16 protein-coding genes are annotated in these 16384 nt (G+C 73.5%); 10 read left to right on the top strand and 6 right to left on the bottom strand.

The window, feature by feature from the left end; all coding sequences use genetic code 11:
• Positions 1-73: 73 nt before the first annotated feature.
• From ACWD4O_RS23825 to ACWD4O_RS23845, 5 genes are all read right to left on the bottom strand, one after another.
• Positions 74-763, bottom strand: coding sequence for a response regulator transcription factor (locus ACWD4O_RS23825; protein WP_451282618.1), 690 nt, complete (start codon positions 761-763; stop codon positions 74-76).
• A complete protein-coding gene (locus tag ACWD4O_RS23830) occupies positions 760-1971 on the bottom strand; it encodes a sensor histidine kinase (RefSeq protein WP_451282620.1) in 1212 nt (403 codons plus the stop codon). Before ACWD4O_RS23830 ends, ACWD4O_RS23825 begins: the two co-directional genes overlap by 4 nt.
• A gap of 61 nt (positions 1972-2032) precedes the next feature.
• Positions 2033-3196, bottom strand: a complete 1164-nt coding sequence (locus ACWD4O_RS23835; protein ID WP_451282622.1) for a histidine kinase — start codon at positions 3194-3196, stop codon at positions 2033-2035.
• Positions 3197-3357: 161 nt separating this feature from the next.
• A complete protein-coding gene (locus ACWD4O_RS23840) occupies positions 3358-4398 on the bottom strand; it encodes a zinc-dependent alcohol dehydrogenase (RefSeq protein WP_451282623.1) in 1041 nt (346 codons plus the stop codon).
• 65 nt (positions 4399-4463) lie between these two features.
• Complete coding sequence (locus tag ACWD4O_RS23845; RefSeq protein ID WP_451282625.1) at positions 4464-5414, bottom strand: SGNH/GDSL hydrolase family protein; 951 nt, start codon at positions 5412-5414, stop codon at positions 4464-4466.
• Between the two features lie 461 nt (positions 5415-5875).
• Here ACWD4O_RS23845 and ACWD4O_RS23850 point away from each other — a divergent pair, with 461 nt between their 5' ends.
• The 6 genes from ACWD4O_RS23850 (at position 5876) to ACWD4O_RS23875 (ending at position 11032) form a co-directional block, all read left to right on the top strand.
• On the top strand, positions 5876-6394 hold the full coding sequence (locus ACWD4O_RS23850) for a MarR family winged helix-turn-helix transcriptional regulator (protein WP_451282627.1): 519 nt from the start codon (positions 5876-5878) through the stop codon (positions 6392-6394).
• A 223-nt stretch (positions 6395-6617) separates the two neighbouring features.
• Positions 6618-7364, top strand: a complete 747-nt coding sequence (locus ACWD4O_RS23855; protein WP_451282628.1) for a response regulator transcription factor — start codon at positions 6618-6620, stop codon at positions 7362-7364.
• A gap of 320 nt (positions 7365-7684) precedes the next feature.
• Positions 7685-8917: a cytochrome P450 gene (locus tag ACWD4O_RS23860; protein WP_451282630.1), complete on the top strand. Its 1233-nt coding sequence runs from the start codon at positions 7685-7687 to the stop codon at positions 8915-8917.
• Positions 8918-8972: 55 nt separating this feature from the next.
• On the top strand, positions 8973-9176 hold the full coding sequence (locus ACWD4O_RS23865) for a ferredoxin (RefSeq protein WP_451282632.1): 204 nt from the start codon (positions 8973-8975) through the stop codon (positions 9174-9176).
• The gene (locus tag ACWD4O_RS23870) at positions 9173-10342 is read left to right on the top strand and encodes an NAD(P)/FAD-dependent oxidoreductase (RefSeq protein ID WP_451282634.1); all 1170 of its coding nucleotides are present in this window, start codon (positions 9173-9175) and stop codon (positions 10340-10342) included. The genes ACWD4O_RS23865 and ACWD4O_RS23870 overlap by 4 nt, the downstream gene beginning before the upstream one ends.
• 177 nt (positions 10343-10519) lie before the next feature.
• Positions 10520-11032 carry a MarR family winged helix-turn-helix transcriptional regulator gene (locus ACWD4O_RS23875; RefSeq protein ID WP_451282636.1) on the top strand — a complete coding sequence of 171 codons (513 nt, stop codon included), beginning with the start codon at positions 10520-10522 and terminating at the stop codon, positions 11030-11032.
• Here ACWD4O_RS23875 and ACWD4O_RS23880 read toward each other — a convergent pair.
• On the bottom strand, positions 11022-12164 hold the full coding sequence (locus tag ACWD4O_RS23880; RefSeq protein WP_451282926.1) for an MFS transporter: 1143 nt from the start codon (positions 12162-12164) through the stop codon (positions 11022-11024). The genes ACWD4O_RS23875 and ACWD4O_RS23880 overlap by 11 nt on opposite strands.
• A gap of 81 nt (positions 12165-12245) precedes the next feature.
• Between ACWD4O_RS23880 and ACWD4O_RS23885 the strand changes: the two genes are divergently transcribed.
• The 4 genes from ACWD4O_RS23885 (at position 12246) to ACWD4O_RS23900 (ending at position 16380) form a co-directional block, all read left to right on the top strand.
• Complete coding sequence (locus ACWD4O_RS23885) at positions 12246-13043, top strand: AraC family transcriptional regulator (RefSeq protein WP_451282638.1); 798 nt, start codon at positions 12246-12248, stop codon at positions 13041-13043.
• Positions 13044-13074: 31 nt separating this feature from the next.
• The gene (locus ACWD4O_RS23890) at positions 13075-13476 is read left to right on the top strand and encodes a DoxX family protein (protein ID WP_451282640.1); all 402 of its coding nucleotides are present in this window, start codon (positions 13075-13077) and stop codon (positions 13474-13476) included.
• Complete coding sequence (locus tag ACWD4O_RS23895) at positions 13473-13940, top strand: peroxiredoxin (protein WP_451282642.1); 468 nt, start codon at positions 13473-13475, stop codon at positions 13938-13940. The genes ACWD4O_RS23890 and ACWD4O_RS23895 overlap by 4 nt, the downstream gene beginning before the upstream one ends.
• A gap of 88 nt (positions 13941-14028) precedes the next feature.
• Positions 14029-16380: a SpoIIE family protein phosphatase gene (locus ACWD4O_RS23900; protein ID WP_451282928.1), complete on the top strand. Its 2352-nt coding sequence runs from the start codon at positions 14029-14031 to the stop codon at positions 16378-16380.
• Positions 16381-16384 lie beyond the last annotated feature (4 nt).

Here is a 16384-nt window from a genome sequence, read left to right on the forward strand (position 1 = left end):
GTGGACGCCGCCGGGCCGCCGCACGCGGCCGACGCCCCGGTTTCGCCTGAACGGCGCTGTGCCCGACGAGCCGTCAGCAGTCGCCGGTCGGCGGCGCGGGCGCCTGGACCAGGCCCGTCCGGTAGGCGACGACGACCAGCTGGGCGCGGTCGCGGGCGCCGAGTTTCGTCATGGCGCGGTGCACATGGGTGCGGACCGTGAGCGGGCTGACGAAGAGCTTCTCGGCGATCTCCTCGTTGGAGCAGCCCTCCGCGACCCAGGCCATCACCTCGCGCTCGCGGGCGGTCAGCGCCGTCAGGTCGTCGGGGGCGGCGAGCCGGGCGCCCTCCGCCGGGGAGGCCAGGAAACGGGTGATCAGGGAGCGGGTGGCGAGCGGGGAGAGGAGGGACTCGCCGCAGGCGACGGTGCGGATGCCGTCCAGGAGGGCGTCGGCGGTGACGTCCTTGCCGAGGAAGCCGCTCGCGCCGGACCGCAGCGCCCGCGCGACGTACTCGTCTATCTCGAACGTCGTCAGGATCAGCACCCGGGTGCCGGACAGGTCGGGGTCGGCGCACACGGTGGAGGTCGCAGCGAGGCCGTCGGTGCCGGGCATGCGGATGTCCATGAGGACGACGTCCGGACGGTGCAGCCGGGCGAGTTCGACGGCCTCGGCGCCGTCGGTGGCCTCGCCCACCACCTCCATGTCGTCGCAGGAGTCGACGAGGATCCGGAAGGTGGCCCGCAACAGGGCCTGGTCGTCGGCGAGCAGCACGCGGATGGTCATGGGGTCCGTTCTCGGGGCGCGGAAGTGTCGGGGTAGAGGGGAAGCCGGGTGGTGACCTGGTAGCCGCCCTCGGGACGGCGCCCGGCCCGCAGGACACCGCCCACGGACTCGGCGCGCTCGCGCATGCCGATCAGGCCGAAACCCCGGCCGACCGGGGCCGCGGCGGGCACGGCGGTCCCGTCGTCGGTGACGGTGATCGTCAGCCGGTCGCGGCCGAAGTGCAGCCGCACCCGGGCCGTGCGCGCGCCCGCGTGCTTGCTGACGTTGGTCAGCGCCTCCTGCACGATGCGATACGCCGTCAGGTCCACGCCCGGGGTGAGCGGCCGCGCCGTGCCCTCGGTCGCGATCCGGACGTCGAGGCCCGCGCACGCACAGGCCTGCATCAGTTCGGCCAGCTGCGCCAGACCGGGGCTCGGCGCGAGCGGCGCGTCGCCGTCGCCCGCCTGACGCAGCAGACCGACCGTGGCCTTGAGCTCGCGCAGCGCCGAGGAGGTCGTGCCGGCGAGGTCGGTGAGCAGGCCCTGGACGCGGTCGGGGTGGGTGCGCGCGAGGTGGGCCGCCGTGCCCGCCTGGGCGTTGGCCAGCGCCAGGTGGTGGGCGACGACGTCGTGCAGCTCCCGGGCGATGCGCACCCGCTCCTCGACGACCCGGCGCTGCGCCTCCTCCTCGCGGCCGTGCTCGGCGTGCTCGGCGCGGGCCTGCACGGCGTCGACGTAGGCCCGTTGCAGGCGGACCAGGTTGCCGATGACGACCGGGAACAGCAGCCAGACCGCGGGGCTGATCGTCTTCAACGGCCAGGGGTGGTGCCCGGAGGGGTCCGCGACCAGGGCGGTCGGCACGATCAGGGCGAGGACGGCGAAGTAGTGGCGGCGGGACGTCCGGCGGCCGGTGCTCACGGTCAGCCGGTAGAGGGCGAGCATCAGGGGCCCCAGCAGCAGCGGGGTGACGAGGTCGCCGCACGCGATCGCGACGGTGACGCAGACCGCCGTCACGGCCACCGCCCCACCGGGACGACTGCGCTGCCACAGCAGCAGCGCACCGCAGGAGACCAGCCCGAGGGCGATCGTCGGACCCGCCGCCACCGGCGGTCCGCCGGCGGGCACGCGGATCTCGCTGCCGAACAGGAAGGCGGCGAAGAGCAGGACGGCCGTCATCGTGTCGACGGTGCGGGCGTGGTCGTCCGCATAGCGCTGCCAGGGGATGATCATCGGCCCTCCGGTCGGGGCCCGGGCCGCGCTTCGCGCCGGGAAGGCCCGACGGGGGCGCCGCTCACCACACGCACGGCAGCTCGACCTCGATCACCGTCGGCCCGCCCACGGGGCTGCTCACCCGTACCGTCCCGTCGAGCGCGGCGACCCGGCGGCGCATGCCCAGCAGCCCCGAGCCCGCGCTCTCGTCGGCCCCGCCGCACCCCTCGTCGCGCACCCGCACGCCGAGTCCGGTCCGGGTGCGGGCCAGCACGACCTCCGCCCGGTCGCAGCCGCTGTACTTCGCGGCGTTGGTCAGCGCCTCGGCGATCACGAAGTAGGCGGCCGCCTCCACGGCGGCCGGCGCCCGGGGCCCGTCCGCCGGCCTGTCCTCCAGGTCGTCTGCCCGGACGGCCACCTTGAGGCCGCTGCCGGCCGCGAGGGCCCGGACGGCTCCCACCAGGCCTCGGTCGGTGAGGATCGGCGGATGGATGCCGCGCACCACGTGCCGCAGCTCCGTCAGCGCCTCCTCGGCCTGGTCCTGCGCGTCGGCGAGCAGCTTGCGCGCCGCCTCGGGGTCGGCCCCGTACGCCCGCTGGGCCAGCCCGATCCGCATGGAGAGCGAGACGAGGCGGGCCTGCGCGCCGTCGTGCAGGTCCCGTTCGATCCGGCGCAGTTCGGCTCCGTGCGCGGCGACCGCGTCCGCCCGGGTCGCGGTGAGCTGCTCCACCCGCCTGGCCAGCAGCGCCTTGGGGGAGGGCCGCAGCAGGGCGGCCGACCAGCGCGCCTCCAGGTCCGCGAGCCTGACGATCAACGGCAGGACGAGCGCCTCGCGCCCCAGCAGCCCGCTCCACACACCGTCGACGACGAGCCCCGCCGGCCACAACGGCAGCATCAGCACCGTCAGCCAGCCGTAGGCGTAGTACGCCGCCAGCCAGCGCACGTCGGTCAGCGTCCCGGGGTCCGTGACGGCCGTCCGCACCCGCTCGCGCACGGGCCCGGTGATCGGCCGGTACGCCTCCGGGATCTCCCGGCCGGTCCGGTCGGCCGTCAACCGCCGCTTGGCTCCGGCGATCCGACGGATCAGCAGCACGGTCTCGGGCAGCAGCCAGATCCCGACGACCGCGACCGTGCCGGTGGCGGCGATCAGCAGGACGGTGATGAAGAGGTACGACCCGAAGGCCATGACCGCGGCGAGGAAGAGGTGGACCGTGGCCCGCGCCGCCTGTCGCAGGGTCGCGCGCATGGAGTGCCGTTTCCGGTGAGGGGGGCGGGAGAGCGGGGGAGAGGGGCGGATGAGATCCGCTGTGGTTCGGCCGCGCCCCGAAGGGCGCGGGGAACCGTGCGACCGGCCACGACGGCGCCGCGGAAGAACGGCGGCGCCGTCGTGGCACGTCCGACGGAGCGTCAGTCGTCCAGCGTGACGACGATCTTCTCCGCCGCGCCCGGCGTCCGGGCCAGCTCGAAGGCGTGCTCGGCCTCGGCGAACGGGACGCGGTGGCTGATCAGCTTGGCGAACCGCTCCTGGTGCTCGACCAGTTCCGGGGTCACCTCGAAGATCTCGGTCGGGTAGCCCTGGGAGGCGACCAGGGTCAGCTCGCTGCGGAGCATGCCGCCGAGGTCGATCTCGCCCTTCTTCTGCACGGCCACCATGACCAGCTTCGCGTGCCACTTCGCCGACTGCACCACGGTGTTGAACACGACCGGGGCACCGGCCGCGTCGATGAAGATGTCGGTGCCCGGCCGGGGCTGGCCGAGGGCGTTGGCGCTCTGGCCGTGCAGCTCGGTCAGCCGCGCGGCCACGTCCTCCTCGGCGGAGTTGACGACGGCGTCCGCACCCACGGCCAGTGCCTTCTCCAGCCGGGAGGGGATGACGTCCACGACGACCACGTGCTGCACACCGCGCAGCTTCAGCCAGATCGCCGCGCCCAGACCGATCGGCCCGGCGCCGAACACGACGACCTTGTCGTCGGGCCCCGCCTCGGAGCGGTTGACGGCGTGCCGGGACACGGCCATCGGCTCGTTGAGGGAGGCCACGTCGAACGGCACGGTGTCGGGGAAGACAGCGACGCTCCTGCCGACCTCCGCGTTCTCGATCAGCAGGTACTCGCTCATCCCGCCGAACCTGCCGCCGCAGCCGATGATGCCGGTGGGCGCGTCCTGCGGATTGACGACCACGCGGTCGCCCGCCTTCAGGCCCTTCACCTCGGCGCCCACCGCCACGACCTCACCGGCCGGCTCGTGGCCGAGCGGCACGGGGACCAGCTCGCCGCCCAGGTGGGCACGGGCGGGCATGCCGCCCATGTGCAGGAAGGTGACGTCGGTGCCACAGATGCCGCAGGCGCGGATCCGTACGAGGGCGTCCTTGGGACCGGGCGTCGGTCGCTCGACGTCCACGACCTCGATCTTGTCGACGCCGCCGGTCCGGACGGACTTCATCGTGCTCATGGGGGCCTCTTTCAGGTAACGGATATCGGGTATCGGAATCGGTTGTGTGGACATCGGTGGGACGGTCAGGCGCCGAGAGTCTTCAGGACGGCGTCCGCCATGCCCTGCTCGCCGCGCTCGTTGGGGTGGACGGAGGCGGCCGGGGCCAGCGGAACGAGCGGCTCGATCCAGCGCACCCGACGGTCGGCGCAGGCGTCCCGCCCGACCGAGGGCGTGTACGTGTCGACGTAGTCGGCCCCCGCCTTCTCGGCCCGCTCGCGCAGCATGCCGTTCAGCTGCTGCTCCTTGTCGTGGAGGTAGGCGACGTCACCGGCGGCGAGGCCCATCTCGCTGCCGCAGCCGGTGGTGTGCGACGGCAGGATCGCGGGGTAGCCCACCACGTAGACCCGGGCCTCGGGCGCGCGGCGCCGGACCTCGGCGAGGGCCCGGTCCAGCCGTTCGTCCGCCGCCTCGATCCGCTGCTCCACCTCGTCGGCGCCGTCGGAGACATAGCGGTCCTTGCAGGGGGCGTCCCCGCCGCCGGCATCGAGGTCCTTGAGATCCTTGATGCCCTTCAGGCCGCTCAGCGCGAAGTTCAGCACCCCGGACTTCACGCAGGTCTTCACGAGCGAGGCGAAGCCGATGTCGTTGCCGCCCATGCCGAGGGTGACCAGCCGGGTCCGGTCCGACAGGGCGGACAGCTGCGCCGGGTTGGTGCCCCGGTCCGTGGACTGGGCGGCGGTCAGGTCGGCGACGGTCGCTCCGCTGCAGCTGACGTCACGGAAGTCGGCGGCGGGCAGGCCCAGCCGGCGGGCGACCAGCGCCGGGTAGTTGCGGTCGGAGCGCTCGCACCCGGCCGGGCTGCCGTTCTGGCCGGGGATGTCGGGGCCGGCGGTGTAGGAGTCGCCCAGCGCGACGTAGGGGCCGCTCGGCGGGTCGGACTCGGGGTTGTCGTCGGGTCGGCCGACCACGATCGCGGTGGTCAGCACGCCGCAGGCGAGCGCCCCGGCCAGCGCGGCTCGTACCGAGGTCTTCATGGGAGGTCCTGTCTGTCGTCCCGGGTGATCCACGCCGTGGGGCTCCGGTGGGGGAGCCCTGCTCGGCCGGGGGAGAGACGGCCGGGGCGGCCGAGCGGGCGTGGAGGGGTGGAGGGGTGGAAAGGGGTCCCGGGACCCGGCGCCGGCAGGGGGGAGTGAGCCGGCTGCCGGGCCCGGGGACGGCGCCGATCCCCGTCCCCACGGGTTCGGCGCCCGGGAGCCTGCCTCCGCTCAAGGCGGCTCCGGTCGGTGCGGTTCGGGTCGTTGCGGTTGGGTCGGTGCGGTGCGGTGCGGCGAAGTGACGTGCGGTGCAGTGACGTGCGGTGCGGGTCGGTTCGTGGTGGTTCGGTTCAGCTGCGCCACCGGATTGCTTGAGTTAGGCAAACACATCTGGATTACTTGAGTCAAGCAAACGCCGAGATTTACTTGAGTCAGGCAAGCAGAAAGGTAGGGTGAGAGTCATGTCCCCCTCACCGCCCGCAGTGCCCCCCGCCTCGCCCGCAGCGGTCGAGATAGAGCGGGCCCTCACTCAGGTGGCCTATCTGAGCGTCCGTGCGCGGCAGCACGACCGGCTGGTCGCCCTGGCGGGCGTGCCGCTCGACCGGGCGGCCGTGGCGATGCTGCGCCAGATCGCCGACCACGACCCCCTGCGCCCGGGGGAGCTCGCCCAGGTGCTCGCCGTCCAGGCCTCCCATGTCACCCGTCAGGTGCAGCGGCTGCAGAAGGCCGGATATGTGACCCGGGTGGCCGATCCCGAGGACAGCCGCTCCCGGCGCATCCGTCTCACCCCGCTCGGCGAGGACGCCGTGGCGCGGCTGGGCGACGCGGGCGCCCGGGGCATGCAACTGGTCCTGGCCGACTGGTCGCCGTGCGAACTGCGGCAGCTCGCCGACCTGTTCCACCGCATGGTGGACGTCTTCGACCGCCCTGACGGCGAAAGGCGTGTGTCCGATGCGGGCGCCGCGTCATCCAGGGCGTGACGACCGACGGTTCGGCCTCACGGACCCCATGGGCGACACGGACCTCCCCGAACCGTCGACCTGCCCGAGCCCGAGCCCGAGCCCTAGCCCGAACTTGTCCCCTAGCCCGAACTTGTCCCCTAGCCCGAACTCGTCCCCGGGCCCGAACTCGTCCCCGGGCCCGAACTTGGGCCTGAGCCCGAATCCGAACCCGAGCCCGAGTCCCCGAGGAACGGTTGCGGCCATGTACGGCGACGCGAGTGAGACAACGTCCTCTGTGAGCGGGAAGCCGTCCCTCGCCCGCGGTGCCGGACAGCATGTCCTGGTCGTCGCCGGCGAGCCGGACATCGCCGAACTGCTTGCCACCACCCTGGAGTTGGCCGGCTACCGGATCACTCTCACGGGCGCGGCGGTCGAGGCGCTGGTCCACCTCGACGCGCTGCGGTTCGACCTGTTGGTCGTCGACGCCGATCTGCCGGACCTGGCCGGGCTGGGCGCGGCCGGCCGCCCGGTGATCGTCCACCGGCCGCCGGTCCTCTATCTCACGGCCTACGACTCCCTCGGCCGCCTGCTGCCCGAACTCGGCCTGGGGGAGAAGGACTACGTCACCAAGCCGTTCCGGGTGGCCGAGGTGCTCACCCGTATGCAGCTGCTGCTGCGCGCGGCCTCGCCGGGCAGCCGCCCGGAGCGCGCCCCGGCCTACGGCGACCTGGTCCTGGACGACACCCTGTGCCGGGCCCGGCGCGGCGCCCGCGGCCTCGACCTGACGCCCGCCGAGTACCGCCTGCTGCGTCACCTCCTGGTCAATGCGCACCGGGTGCTGTCGAAGGAGCAGATCAGCCGGTTCGTCTGGGGCGACTTCCGGGGCGACAACGCGATCGAGCAACTCGTCTCGCGGCTCCGGCGCAAGGTGGACCGTGACGCGCCCGCGCTGATCCACACGCGCCGGGGCTTCGGCTACTGGCTGGGAAAGGCGGACGGCGACGGCTGAGAGTCGACGGTGCAAACGCTGAAGGCGCTGTGTACCGACGGGTGACGGGCGGTGTCGCGAGGGTGTGGCGCCGCCCGTACGCGTTCGTGGCGAACCCGTCGTGATCGGGCCAATCGGCAGACTGTGCAGGTGAGTTGAGGAAACGTTTCCTGCGTGTGACGAACCCCAACTCCCCATGTGATCCACGTCACGTCAGGCTTCTGTCAGGGAACTGACCGGAACGCGTCAGCCCCCTCTGTTTGCATGTGCTCATCGAGGCCTCGACACCTTCCCCCCGGCGCTCCGGCCTCCCCGGAGCCCCCCACCACCGAGGAGAGCCCATGGCCGAAACCCTGACCGGCGCGGTCCCCGAAGTCACGGACGCCGTCCCCGAGTTCCCGATGCCCCGCGCGGCCCGCTGCCCCTTCGACCCCCCGCCCGCCCTCAAGGACCTGCAGGAACAGGCGCCCCTGACGAAGGTGCGGCTCTGGGACGGCAGTGAGTCCTGGCTCGTCACCCGCTACGCCGAACAGCGGGCGATCCTCGGCGACCCCCGGGTCAGCGCGGACACCGACAGCCCCGGCTATCCGGCCAAGGCCAGCCCCGAGGGCGGCGAGGGCAAGCTCAGCTTCATCATGATGGACGACCCCGAACACGCCCGGCTGCGCCGGATGGTGACGGCCCCGTTCGCCATCAAGAAGGTCGAGGCCCTGCGCCCCGCCGTCCAGCGCATCGTGGACGACCTGATCGACGAACTGCTGGCCGGCCCCCGACCGGCGGACCTGGTGGAGCGGTTCGCCCTGCCGCTGCCCTCGCTGGTGATCTGCGAACTGCTCGGCGTGCCCTACGACGACCACGCCTTCTTCCAGGACAACACCAAGACGATGGTCCACCGGGACGCCACCCCCGAGCAGCGCGGACAGGCCAGCCGCGAAGTGGCCGGCTACCTCGCCGCGCTCATCGGCAAACGGCTCGCCGACCCGCGCGAGGACCTGCTGTCGAGCATCGCCGGACGCATCACCGCCGGTGAGATCGACCACCAGCAGGCGACCGAGATGGCGCTGCTCCTGCTGATCGCGGGACACGAGACGACCGCGAACATGATCGCCCTCGGCACGCTCGCCCTCTTCCAGAACCCCGATCAGCTCGCCCTGCTCCGCGAGAGCGACGACCCCAAGCTCGTCGCCTCCGCGGTCGAGGAGCTGCTGCGCTATCTGCACATCACCCACCTGGGGCGCCGCCGTGCGGCCGTCGCGGACATCGAGATCGCCGGACAGGTCGTCAAGGCCGGCGACGGCCTGATCATGGCCAACGAGATCGCCAACCGGGACCCCGAGGTCTTCCCCGACCCGGACCGGCTGGACATCACCCGCGACGCCCGCCGTCATGTCGCCTTCGGCTTCGGCGTCCACCAGTGCCTGGGCCAGCCGCTGGCCCGCATGGAGCTCCAGGTGGTCTACGGCACGCTCTACCAGCGCATCCCCACCCTGCGGCTGGCCGGCTCGCCGGCCGACGTCCGCTTCAAGCACGACGCCTTCATCTACGGCGTCCACGCCCTGCCCGTGACCTGGTGACGGCTCTCCGTCCCGAAGCGCAACCACACGACCGACCGTGAAGAAGGGGAATCCCATGAGTGCCGTCAAGGTGGAGCTGGAAGCCGACAAGTGCGTCGCCTCGGGGCAGTGCGTGGTCGCCGCCATGCAGGTCTTCGATCAGGACGACGACGGCATCGCGATCCTGCTGGAGGAGCGGCCCGCGGCCGAACTCCTCGACGACGTCCGCGAGGCCGTCGCCGTCTGTCCCGCCGCCGCGATCCGGCTGGTCGAGCAGTGAACCGGATCGTCGTCGTCGGCGCCTCGGCCGCCGGGCTCGCGGCGGTCGAGACCCTCCGCCGCGAGGGCCACACCGGCCCCCTCACCCTGATCGGCGACGAACCGCACCTGCCGTACGACCGGCCGCCGCTGTCCAAGCAGGTGCTCGCCTCCGAGTGGGAGGAGCACCGGCTCGAACTGCGTCCGGCCGGCGACCTCGCCGCTCTCGACCTCGACCTGCGGCTCGGCGTGGCGGCCACCGGACTCGACGTGGCCGGACACGGGGTGCGGCTGGCCGACGGGACCGAGGTGTCCTACGACGGACTGATCATCGCCACCGGCGTCCGGCCGCGCCGGCTGCCCGGCGAGGGCGCGCACGTGCTGCGCACCCTGGAAGACGCGCTCACCCTGCGGGAGCGGCTGACGCCCGGACGGCGCCTCGTCGTCGTGGGCGCCGGCTTCCTCGGCGCGGAGGCGGCGGCCGTCGCCTGGCGGCTGGGGGCGGAGGTCACCCTCCTGGAACCGGCGGCGGTGCCGCTGGCCCACGCCGTCGGGGAGCAGGTCGGACGGGTCCTGTCGCGGGCCCACCTCGACCGCGGGGTGAATCTGCGCTGCGGGGTCACCGTGACCGAGGTGACCGAGGACGGCGTACGGCTCGGCGACGGCGAGATCGTCGAGGCCGACGAGGTGCTCGTCGCGATCGGCTCCACGCCCAACACCGACTGGCTGGCCGGCAGCGGCCTGGCCGTGGGCGACGGTGTGGTGTGCGACGAGTACTGCGAGGCCGCTCGGAACATCTATGCGGCCGGGGATGTGGCGCGCTGGCACAACCCGCTGTTCGGGACGTCGATGCGGATCGAGCACCGCACCAACGCGGCCGAGCAGGGCATGGCCGCCGCCCGGAACCTGCTCGCCCCCGACGCCCGCAAGCCGTTCGCGCCCGTGCCGTACTTCTGGTCCGACCAGTACGACATGAAGATCCAGGCGTACGGGTTCCTGCGCGGCCACGACGAGGTGGCCGTCGTCGAGGGCGACCTCGCCGAACGCCGGTTCGTGGCGGTGTACCGCACCGGCGACCGGGTGAGCGGGGCGCTCGCGGTCGGGATGCCGCCGAAGGCGATCCGGCTGTGGCGTCAGACGATCGCCTCCGGCGCGGCCTGGGCCGAGCACGTGCGCGTGCCCGCGTAACGCGGGCGTCGGCCGACGGGCCCCGGCGGGCGGTGCGAGCCTGCCGGGGCCCGGTCGTGTCGGTACCATCCGCGTACCGCAGTCGGGCGGTGTGCGCGTCGTCCGTCCGCAGTAGATCGCCGTAAACCTACGCAGTAACTTACTTGAGTTACGCAACAAGATGGTAAAGTGGGTCGCATGTCCACCGAACCGCTCCCCCTGCCGTCCGTCGCCACTGCGGAAGTGATCGAGATCGAACGCGCGCTCACGCGCATCACCTACCTGAGCACCCGCGCCCGCCAGCACGACCGGCTGATGTCGATGGCCGGCGTCCCCCTGGACCGCGCCGCCGTGGCCCTGCTGCGGCAGGTCGCCGACACCGAGCCGCTGCGGCCCGGGGAGCTGGCCCAGCGCCTGGGCGTGGAGGCCTCCCATGTGACCCGCACGGTGCAGCAGCTCCAGAAGTCCGGGTACGTCACCCGGGTGCCCGACCCCGACGACGGCCGGGCCCAGCGGATCCAGCTCACCGAGGCCGGCCGCGCCGCGATCGACCGGGTCCGCGACGCGGGCGCCCGAGGGATGCAGCTGGCGCTGTCCGACTGGTCCCCGGAGGAGCTCGGCCAGCTCGCCGCCCTCTTCCACCGCATGGTCGACGACTTCCTCTCCTATGCGATCGAGGACGAGCCGGAGCTGCCTCCCGTCACCGCTTGACCGGGGCGACCGGGGCGACCGGGTCCGGCGCGGGATCGCGCAGGCCGCGCAGCAGGAGCCAGGCCGCCACGGGAGGCAGCAGCAGGGGAAGCAGCCCGATCCGCAGGGACGTGGCGTCCGCCAGCGCCCCGATCGCCGGCGCTGCCGCGCCGCCCACGCTCACCGTCAGCCCCAGGGTGACGCCGCTCGCGGTGCCGATGCGCCGGGGCAGGCAGTCCTGGCCCAGCGTCACATGCAGCGAGAACGGCACGTACAGCCCCGCCGAGACCAGGGCCACGAAGAGGTACAGCGGCCAACCCGGCACGAGGAGCACGCCCGCGACCGCCAGCAGGGTCACCCCGTACGAGCGGCGGACGACCGTGAGCCGCCCGTGCCTCTCGGCCAGCCGGCTCCCGGCCAGCGTCCCCGCCGCGCCGCCCGCGTACAGCACGCACAGCGCGGCCGTACCGGCGGCCTCCCCACCGCCGGTGCGCTCCCGCACGTACAGCGAGACGAACGCGCTCAGGCCGACGAAGACGATCGAGCGGCACACCACGGCGCCGGACAGCCGCAGGAAGGTCGGCCAGTCGTCCCGGCCCGCCGGCTCCGCGGCGGCCGGGGCGAGCACGGCCCGGGCGCGCGCCGAACGGGCACCGGCCACGCACAGCGCCACGCCCGCCAGCGCCGGCAGCCCCAGCAGCGGCGAGGCCCGCAGCCCCCAGGTCGCGACGACGGCCGCGACCAGCGGCGGAGCGAGCGCGAAGCCGACGTTGCCGCCCAGCGCGAACCAGCCCATCGCCGTGTGACGGCCCTCCGAGGCGGCCCTGGCCGCCCGCGCGGCCTCCGGATGGTAGGCGGCGACGCCTGTCCCGGACACGGCCACCGCGGCCAGCGTGAACGGGTACGAGCCGCCGACCCCGCTGACCGCGATGCCCGCGCCGGCGGCCGCCACGCCGAGCGGCAGCAGCCACGGCATCGCCCACCGGTCGGTCAACAGCCCGAACAGCGGCTGCGCCACCGACGACAGCAACGACGCCGCCAGGACGATCCCGGAGGCGGCGGCATAGGAATAGGCGCGCTCGGCGACGAAGAAGGGGACCAGGGCGGCCACGGCCCCCTGATACCAGTCCACGCAGGCGTGGGCGACGGACATCAAGGTGATGGATCGGTTTTTCGGCACCCTGCGATCGTCACGACCTCGGCCCTTGTCGCGCTTCCGATAAACTGCCCTCTTGTGTCGAACATCCGCCACACCCCGCAGGCCCCCACCCGCGCCCAGGTCCTGGCCGCCGGCGAGCGCATCGACGCACACCGGCACGACGACCACCAGATCGTCTACGCGGGCTCCGGCGTCCTCGCCGTCACCACCGACGCCGGCACCTGGTTCGCCCCCGGCACCCGCGCCCTGTGGGTGCCCGCCGGGACCGTCCACGCGCACCGGGCGTACGGCCATCTCGACCTGCACCTGGTCGGCCTGCCCGCCGACGACAACCCGCTCGGCCTGGACGCCCCGGGCGTCCTCGCCGTCAGCCCCCTGCTGCGGGAGCTGATCCTCGCCTACACCCGCGCCCCCGAGGACACGAGCCCCGAACGCGTCCGGCTGCTCGCCGTCCTCCGCGACCAGCTGCGCGCCTCGCCGCAAGCGCCGACACGGCTGCCCACCCCCGCCGACCCCCGGCTGGCCGCGGTCTGCGCACTCGTCCACGCCGCCCCGGCCGACCAGCGCACCCTCGCCGCCCTCGGCGTCGCGACCGGCACCGGCGAACGCACCCTCAGCCGCCTCTTCCGCCGCGAGTTCGGCATGACCTTTCCCCAGTGGCGCACCCAGTCCCGCCTCTACCACGCCCTGCGCCTGCTGGCCGACGACACCCCCGTCACCACGGTCGCCCACCGCTGCGGCTGGTCCTCCGCCAGCGCGTTCATCGACGTCTTCCGCAAGGCCTACGGATACACACCCGGCCGCCACCAGGGGCGAGTTGGGGAACGCCCGGCCCGGGACCCCGCCGCCGGACCGCCGCCTACCCTCCAGTAATCTCGGGCCCCAGGTCATCAGAGGAGGAACCGTGCCCCGGTCCGAACGCTCACCCCTGCTGCTGGCAGGCCTGCTGGCCGGCATGGGGGCAGCCCACTTCGCCGTGCCGCGCCCGTTCGACGCGATCGTCCCGCGGGCGCTGCCGGGCTCGCCCAGGGCCTGGACGTACGCCAGCGGCGTCGCCGAACTCGCGCTGGCGGCCGGAGTGGCCCTGCCGCGGACCCGGAAGACGGCCGCGCTGGCCACGGCCGCCTTCTTCGTCGGCGTCTTCCCCGCCAACGTCAAGATGGCCTGGGACTGGCGGCACCGTCCCACCCCGCTCAAGGCAGCCGCCGTCGGCCGCCTCCCCCTGCAGGTGCCCCTCGTGCTGTGGGCCCGCAGCGTCGCCGACCGCACCACCACCACCGCGAACCACATGGAGGGACGGGCATGACCAAGGCTCTGGAGACCGGCGACCTCGTCGAGGACTTCGCGCTGCCGGACGAGACCGGCACGGTGCGCAGCCTCACCGAACTGCTCGCCGACGGACCGGTGGTCCTCTTCTTCTACCCCGCCGCCCTCACCCGCGGCTGCACCGCCGAGGCCTGCCACTTCCGCGACCTGGCGGCCGAGTTCGCCGCCGTCGGCGCCCAGCCGGTCGGGATCAGCGGGGACACCGTCGACCGTCAGCAGGAGTTCGCCGGCCGGCACACCCTCGGCATGCCGCTGCTGTCCGACGCGGACGGCGCGGTGCGGGAACGGTTCGGCGTGAAGCGCGGCTTCTCGATGGCCCCCACCAAGCGGGTCACCTTCGTCATCGGGCAGGACCGCACCGTCCTGGAGGTCGTGCGCAGCGAGCTGCGGATGAACACCCACGCCGACCGCGCCCTCGAGGTGGTGCGGGCCCACCGGGCCTGACCGACGGGCACCGGACCGTACCGGTCCGACCGGCCCGGCGCGGTTGATGCACCGGGCCAAAGGGACCATTCTGGACGACATGGACGACATGGAGCATGTCGTCGCTGCGGCGGTCGTCGATGCTCGCGGCATCGTGACGGGCTGGAGCGAGGGTGCCCGTCTGCTGACGGGCCATGCGGCCCAGGAGGCCGTGGGGCGGGCCGCGGTCGACCTGCTCGCCGAGAAGCTGCCCCGACGCGCCGACGGGGAGTGGACCGGCCCCGTCGTCGTACGCCACCGCGACGGTCACCCCGTCGCCCTCGCCGTCACGGCCTGCCCGATGCTCGGCCCCGCAGGCGACCCCACCGGCTGGACGCTCACCGCCGAACGGCCCACCGCCCCGGAGCCGACCCTCGCCGGACGCGCCTTCCAACAGGCGTCCATGTCCATGTCCGTCTTCGATCCCCGGCAGCGCTATCTGCGCCTCAACGAGGTCGCCTGCAAGGTCATGGGGGTCTCCGAGGACGTTCTGCTCGGCCGCTACTTCCCCGAGACGGTCGAGGAGGCCGAGCACAGCAAGGGCTTCAACTGGCACCTCCGCCATGTTGCCGAGACCGGCCGCCCGATCCGCTACGAGAGCTGGACCGGCGCGCCCTCCCTCAACCGGGAGCACGCCTGGACCACCGAGATGTGGCCCGTGCGGAACGCCTCCGGGGAGGTCGCCGGCGTCGCCCTGGCGGCCTTCGACAGCACCGAGCAGTACCTGGCCCGCCAGCGCCTGGCCCTGCTCAACGAGGCGGCGGCCTCCATCGGCACCACCCTCGACGTGGTGCGCACCGCCGAGGAGGTCATCGAGCTGCTCGTGCCGCACTTCGCCGACTTCGCCAGCGTGGACCTCCTCGAATGGGTCCTCGGCGCGGACGAGCCGCCCCCGGTGCCCGCCGGCGAGATCGTGCTGCGCCGCGTCGCCCACGGCTCCGGCCGGGACGGCACCCCCGAGGCCGCGGTCCACCTCGGCGCCAGCGACAGTCATCCGCCGTTCAGCCCGCCCGCCCGCGCCCTGCGGGAAGGACACGCGCTCCTCAGCCAGGCCGGCGAGCCCGACTTCATGCGCTGGCTCGCCGAACGCGACGCGCGCGCCCCCGAGGGCCGCCGCTTCCGGCGCGGCGTCCACTCGATGATCTCCGTGCCGCTGCGGGCCCGCGGTACCGTCCTCGGCGTCCTGGTCGGCATCCGCATCGCCCACCCCGACGACTACGAGGCCGACGACGCCGTCTTCGCCGAGGAACTCGCCAGCCGGGCCGCCGTCTGCATCGACAACGCCCGCCGCTTCGCCCGCGAGCGCACCACGGCGCTCGCCCTGCAGAACAGCCTGCTGCCCCGCGGCCTGTCCGGACAGGCCGCCGTCGACGTCGCCCACCGCTATCTGCCCAGCGGCTCCACGGCGGGCATCGGCGGCGACTGGTTCGACGTCATCCCGCTCTCCGGCAGCCGGGTCGCCCTCGTCGTCGGCGACGTCGTCGGACACGGCATCCCCTCCTCGGCGACCATGGGACGGCTCTGCATGGCCGTGCGCACCCTCGCCGACGTGGACCTGCCGCCCGACGAACTCCTCACCCACCTCGACGACCTCGTCACCCACCTGGCGGCCTACGACGAAGGCGGCGAGAGCGGCGAAGAGGTCGCCGAACTTGGCGCGACCTGCCTCTACGCGGTCTACGACCCCGTCAGCCGCCGTCTCACCGCCGCCGCGGCCGGCCACCCGGCGCCGGCCGTCGTCCTGCCCGACGGCACGACCCGACTGGTCGACATGACCCCCGGACCGCCGCTCGGCGTCGGCGGACTGCCCTTCGAGGCCGTCGAGCTGGAACTGCCCGAGGGATCGGTCCTCGCCCTGTACACGGACGGCCTCATCGAGGACCGCGACCGCGACGTCGACCGCGCCACCGGCGAACTGTGCAACGCCCTGACCGCACCCGCCGCCACCCTCGACGCCCTGTGCGACACCGTCCTCAAGGCGGTCCTGCCGGAGGAGCCCGGCGACGACGTCGCGCTGCTGCTCGCCCGCACCCACGCCCTCGGCACGGACCGGGTCGCCACCTGGGACGTCACCCCGGACCCCGCCCACGTGGCCGCCACCAGAGCGGCCGCCACCGAGCAACTCGCCGCCTGGGGCCTGGAGGAGGCCGCGTTCGTCACCGAACTCGTCGTCAGCGAACTCGTCACCAACGCCATCCGCTACGGCGCGACCCCCATCCAGCTCCGCCTGATCCGCGATCGCACCCTCATCTGCGAGGTGTCCGACGGCAGTTCCACCTCCCCCCACCTGCGCCGCGCCCACGCCTTCGACGAGGGCGGGCGCGGCCTGCTGCTCGTCGCGCAGCTCACCCAGCGCTGGGGCAGCCGGCAGACGGGCCGGGGCAAGACGATCTGGGCGGAGCAGACGCTGGAACCCGGGTGAGCCG

This window comes from Streptomyces sp. NPDC002623 (assembly GCF_053592635.1).

Excerpts from the sequence above, each read along its gene's own strand:
- ACWD4O_RS23825 (WP_451282618.1), bottom strand. The coding sequence starts at position 763 with ATGACCATCCGCGTGCTGCTCGCCGACGACCAGGCCCTGTTGCGGGCC.
- ACWD4O_RS23830 (WP_451282620.1), bottom strand. The coding sequence starts at position 1,971 with ATGATCATCCCCTGGCAGCGCTATGCGGACGACCACGCCCGCACCGTC.
- ACWD4O_RS23835 (WP_451282622.1), bottom strand. The coding sequence starts at position 3,196 with ATGCGCGCGACCCTGCGACAGGCGGCGCGGGCCACGGTCCACCTCTTC.
- ACWD4O_RS23840 (WP_451282623.1), bottom strand. The coding sequence starts at position 4,398 with ATGAGCACGATGAAGTCCGTCCGGACCGGCGGCGTCGACAAGATCGAG.
- ACWD4O_RS23845 (WP_451282625.1), bottom strand. The coding sequence starts at position 5,414 with ATGAAGACCTCGGTACGAGCCGCGCTGGCCGGGGCGCTCGCCTGCGGC.
- ACWD4O_RS23850 (WP_451282627.1), top strand. The coding sequence starts at position 5,876 with ATGTCCCCCTCACCGCCCGCAGTGCCCCCCGCCTCGCCCGCAGCGGTC.
- ACWD4O_RS23855 (WP_451282628.1), top strand. The coding sequence starts at position 6,618 with ATGTACGGCGACGCGAGTGAGACAACGTCCTCTGTGAGCGGGAAGCCG.
- ACWD4O_RS23860 (WP_451282630.1), top strand. The coding sequence starts at position 7,685 with ATGGCCGAAACCCTGACCGGCGCGGTCCCCGAAGTCACGGACGCCGTC.
- ACWD4O_RS23865 (WP_451282632.1), top strand. The coding sequence starts at position 8,973 with ATGAGTGCCGTCAAGGTGGAGCTGGAAGCCGACAAGTGCGTCGCCTCG.
- ACWD4O_RS23875 (WP_451282636.1), top strand. The coding sequence starts at position 10,520 with ATGTCCACCGAACCGCTCCCCCTGCCGTCCGTCGCCACTGCGGAAGTG.
- ACWD4O_RS23880 (WP_451282926.1), bottom strand. The coding sequence starts at position 12,164 with ATGTCCGTCGCCCACGCCTGCGTGGACTGGTATCAGGGGGCCGTGGCC.
- ACWD4O_RS23895 (WP_451282642.1), top strand. The coding sequence starts at position 13,473 with ATGACCAAGGCTCTGGAGACCGGCGACCTCGTCGAGGACTTCGCGCTG.
- ACWD4O_RS23900 (WP_451282928.1), top strand. The coding sequence starts at position 14,029 with ATGGAGCATGTCGTCGCTGCGGCGGTCGTCGATGCTCGCGGCATCGTG.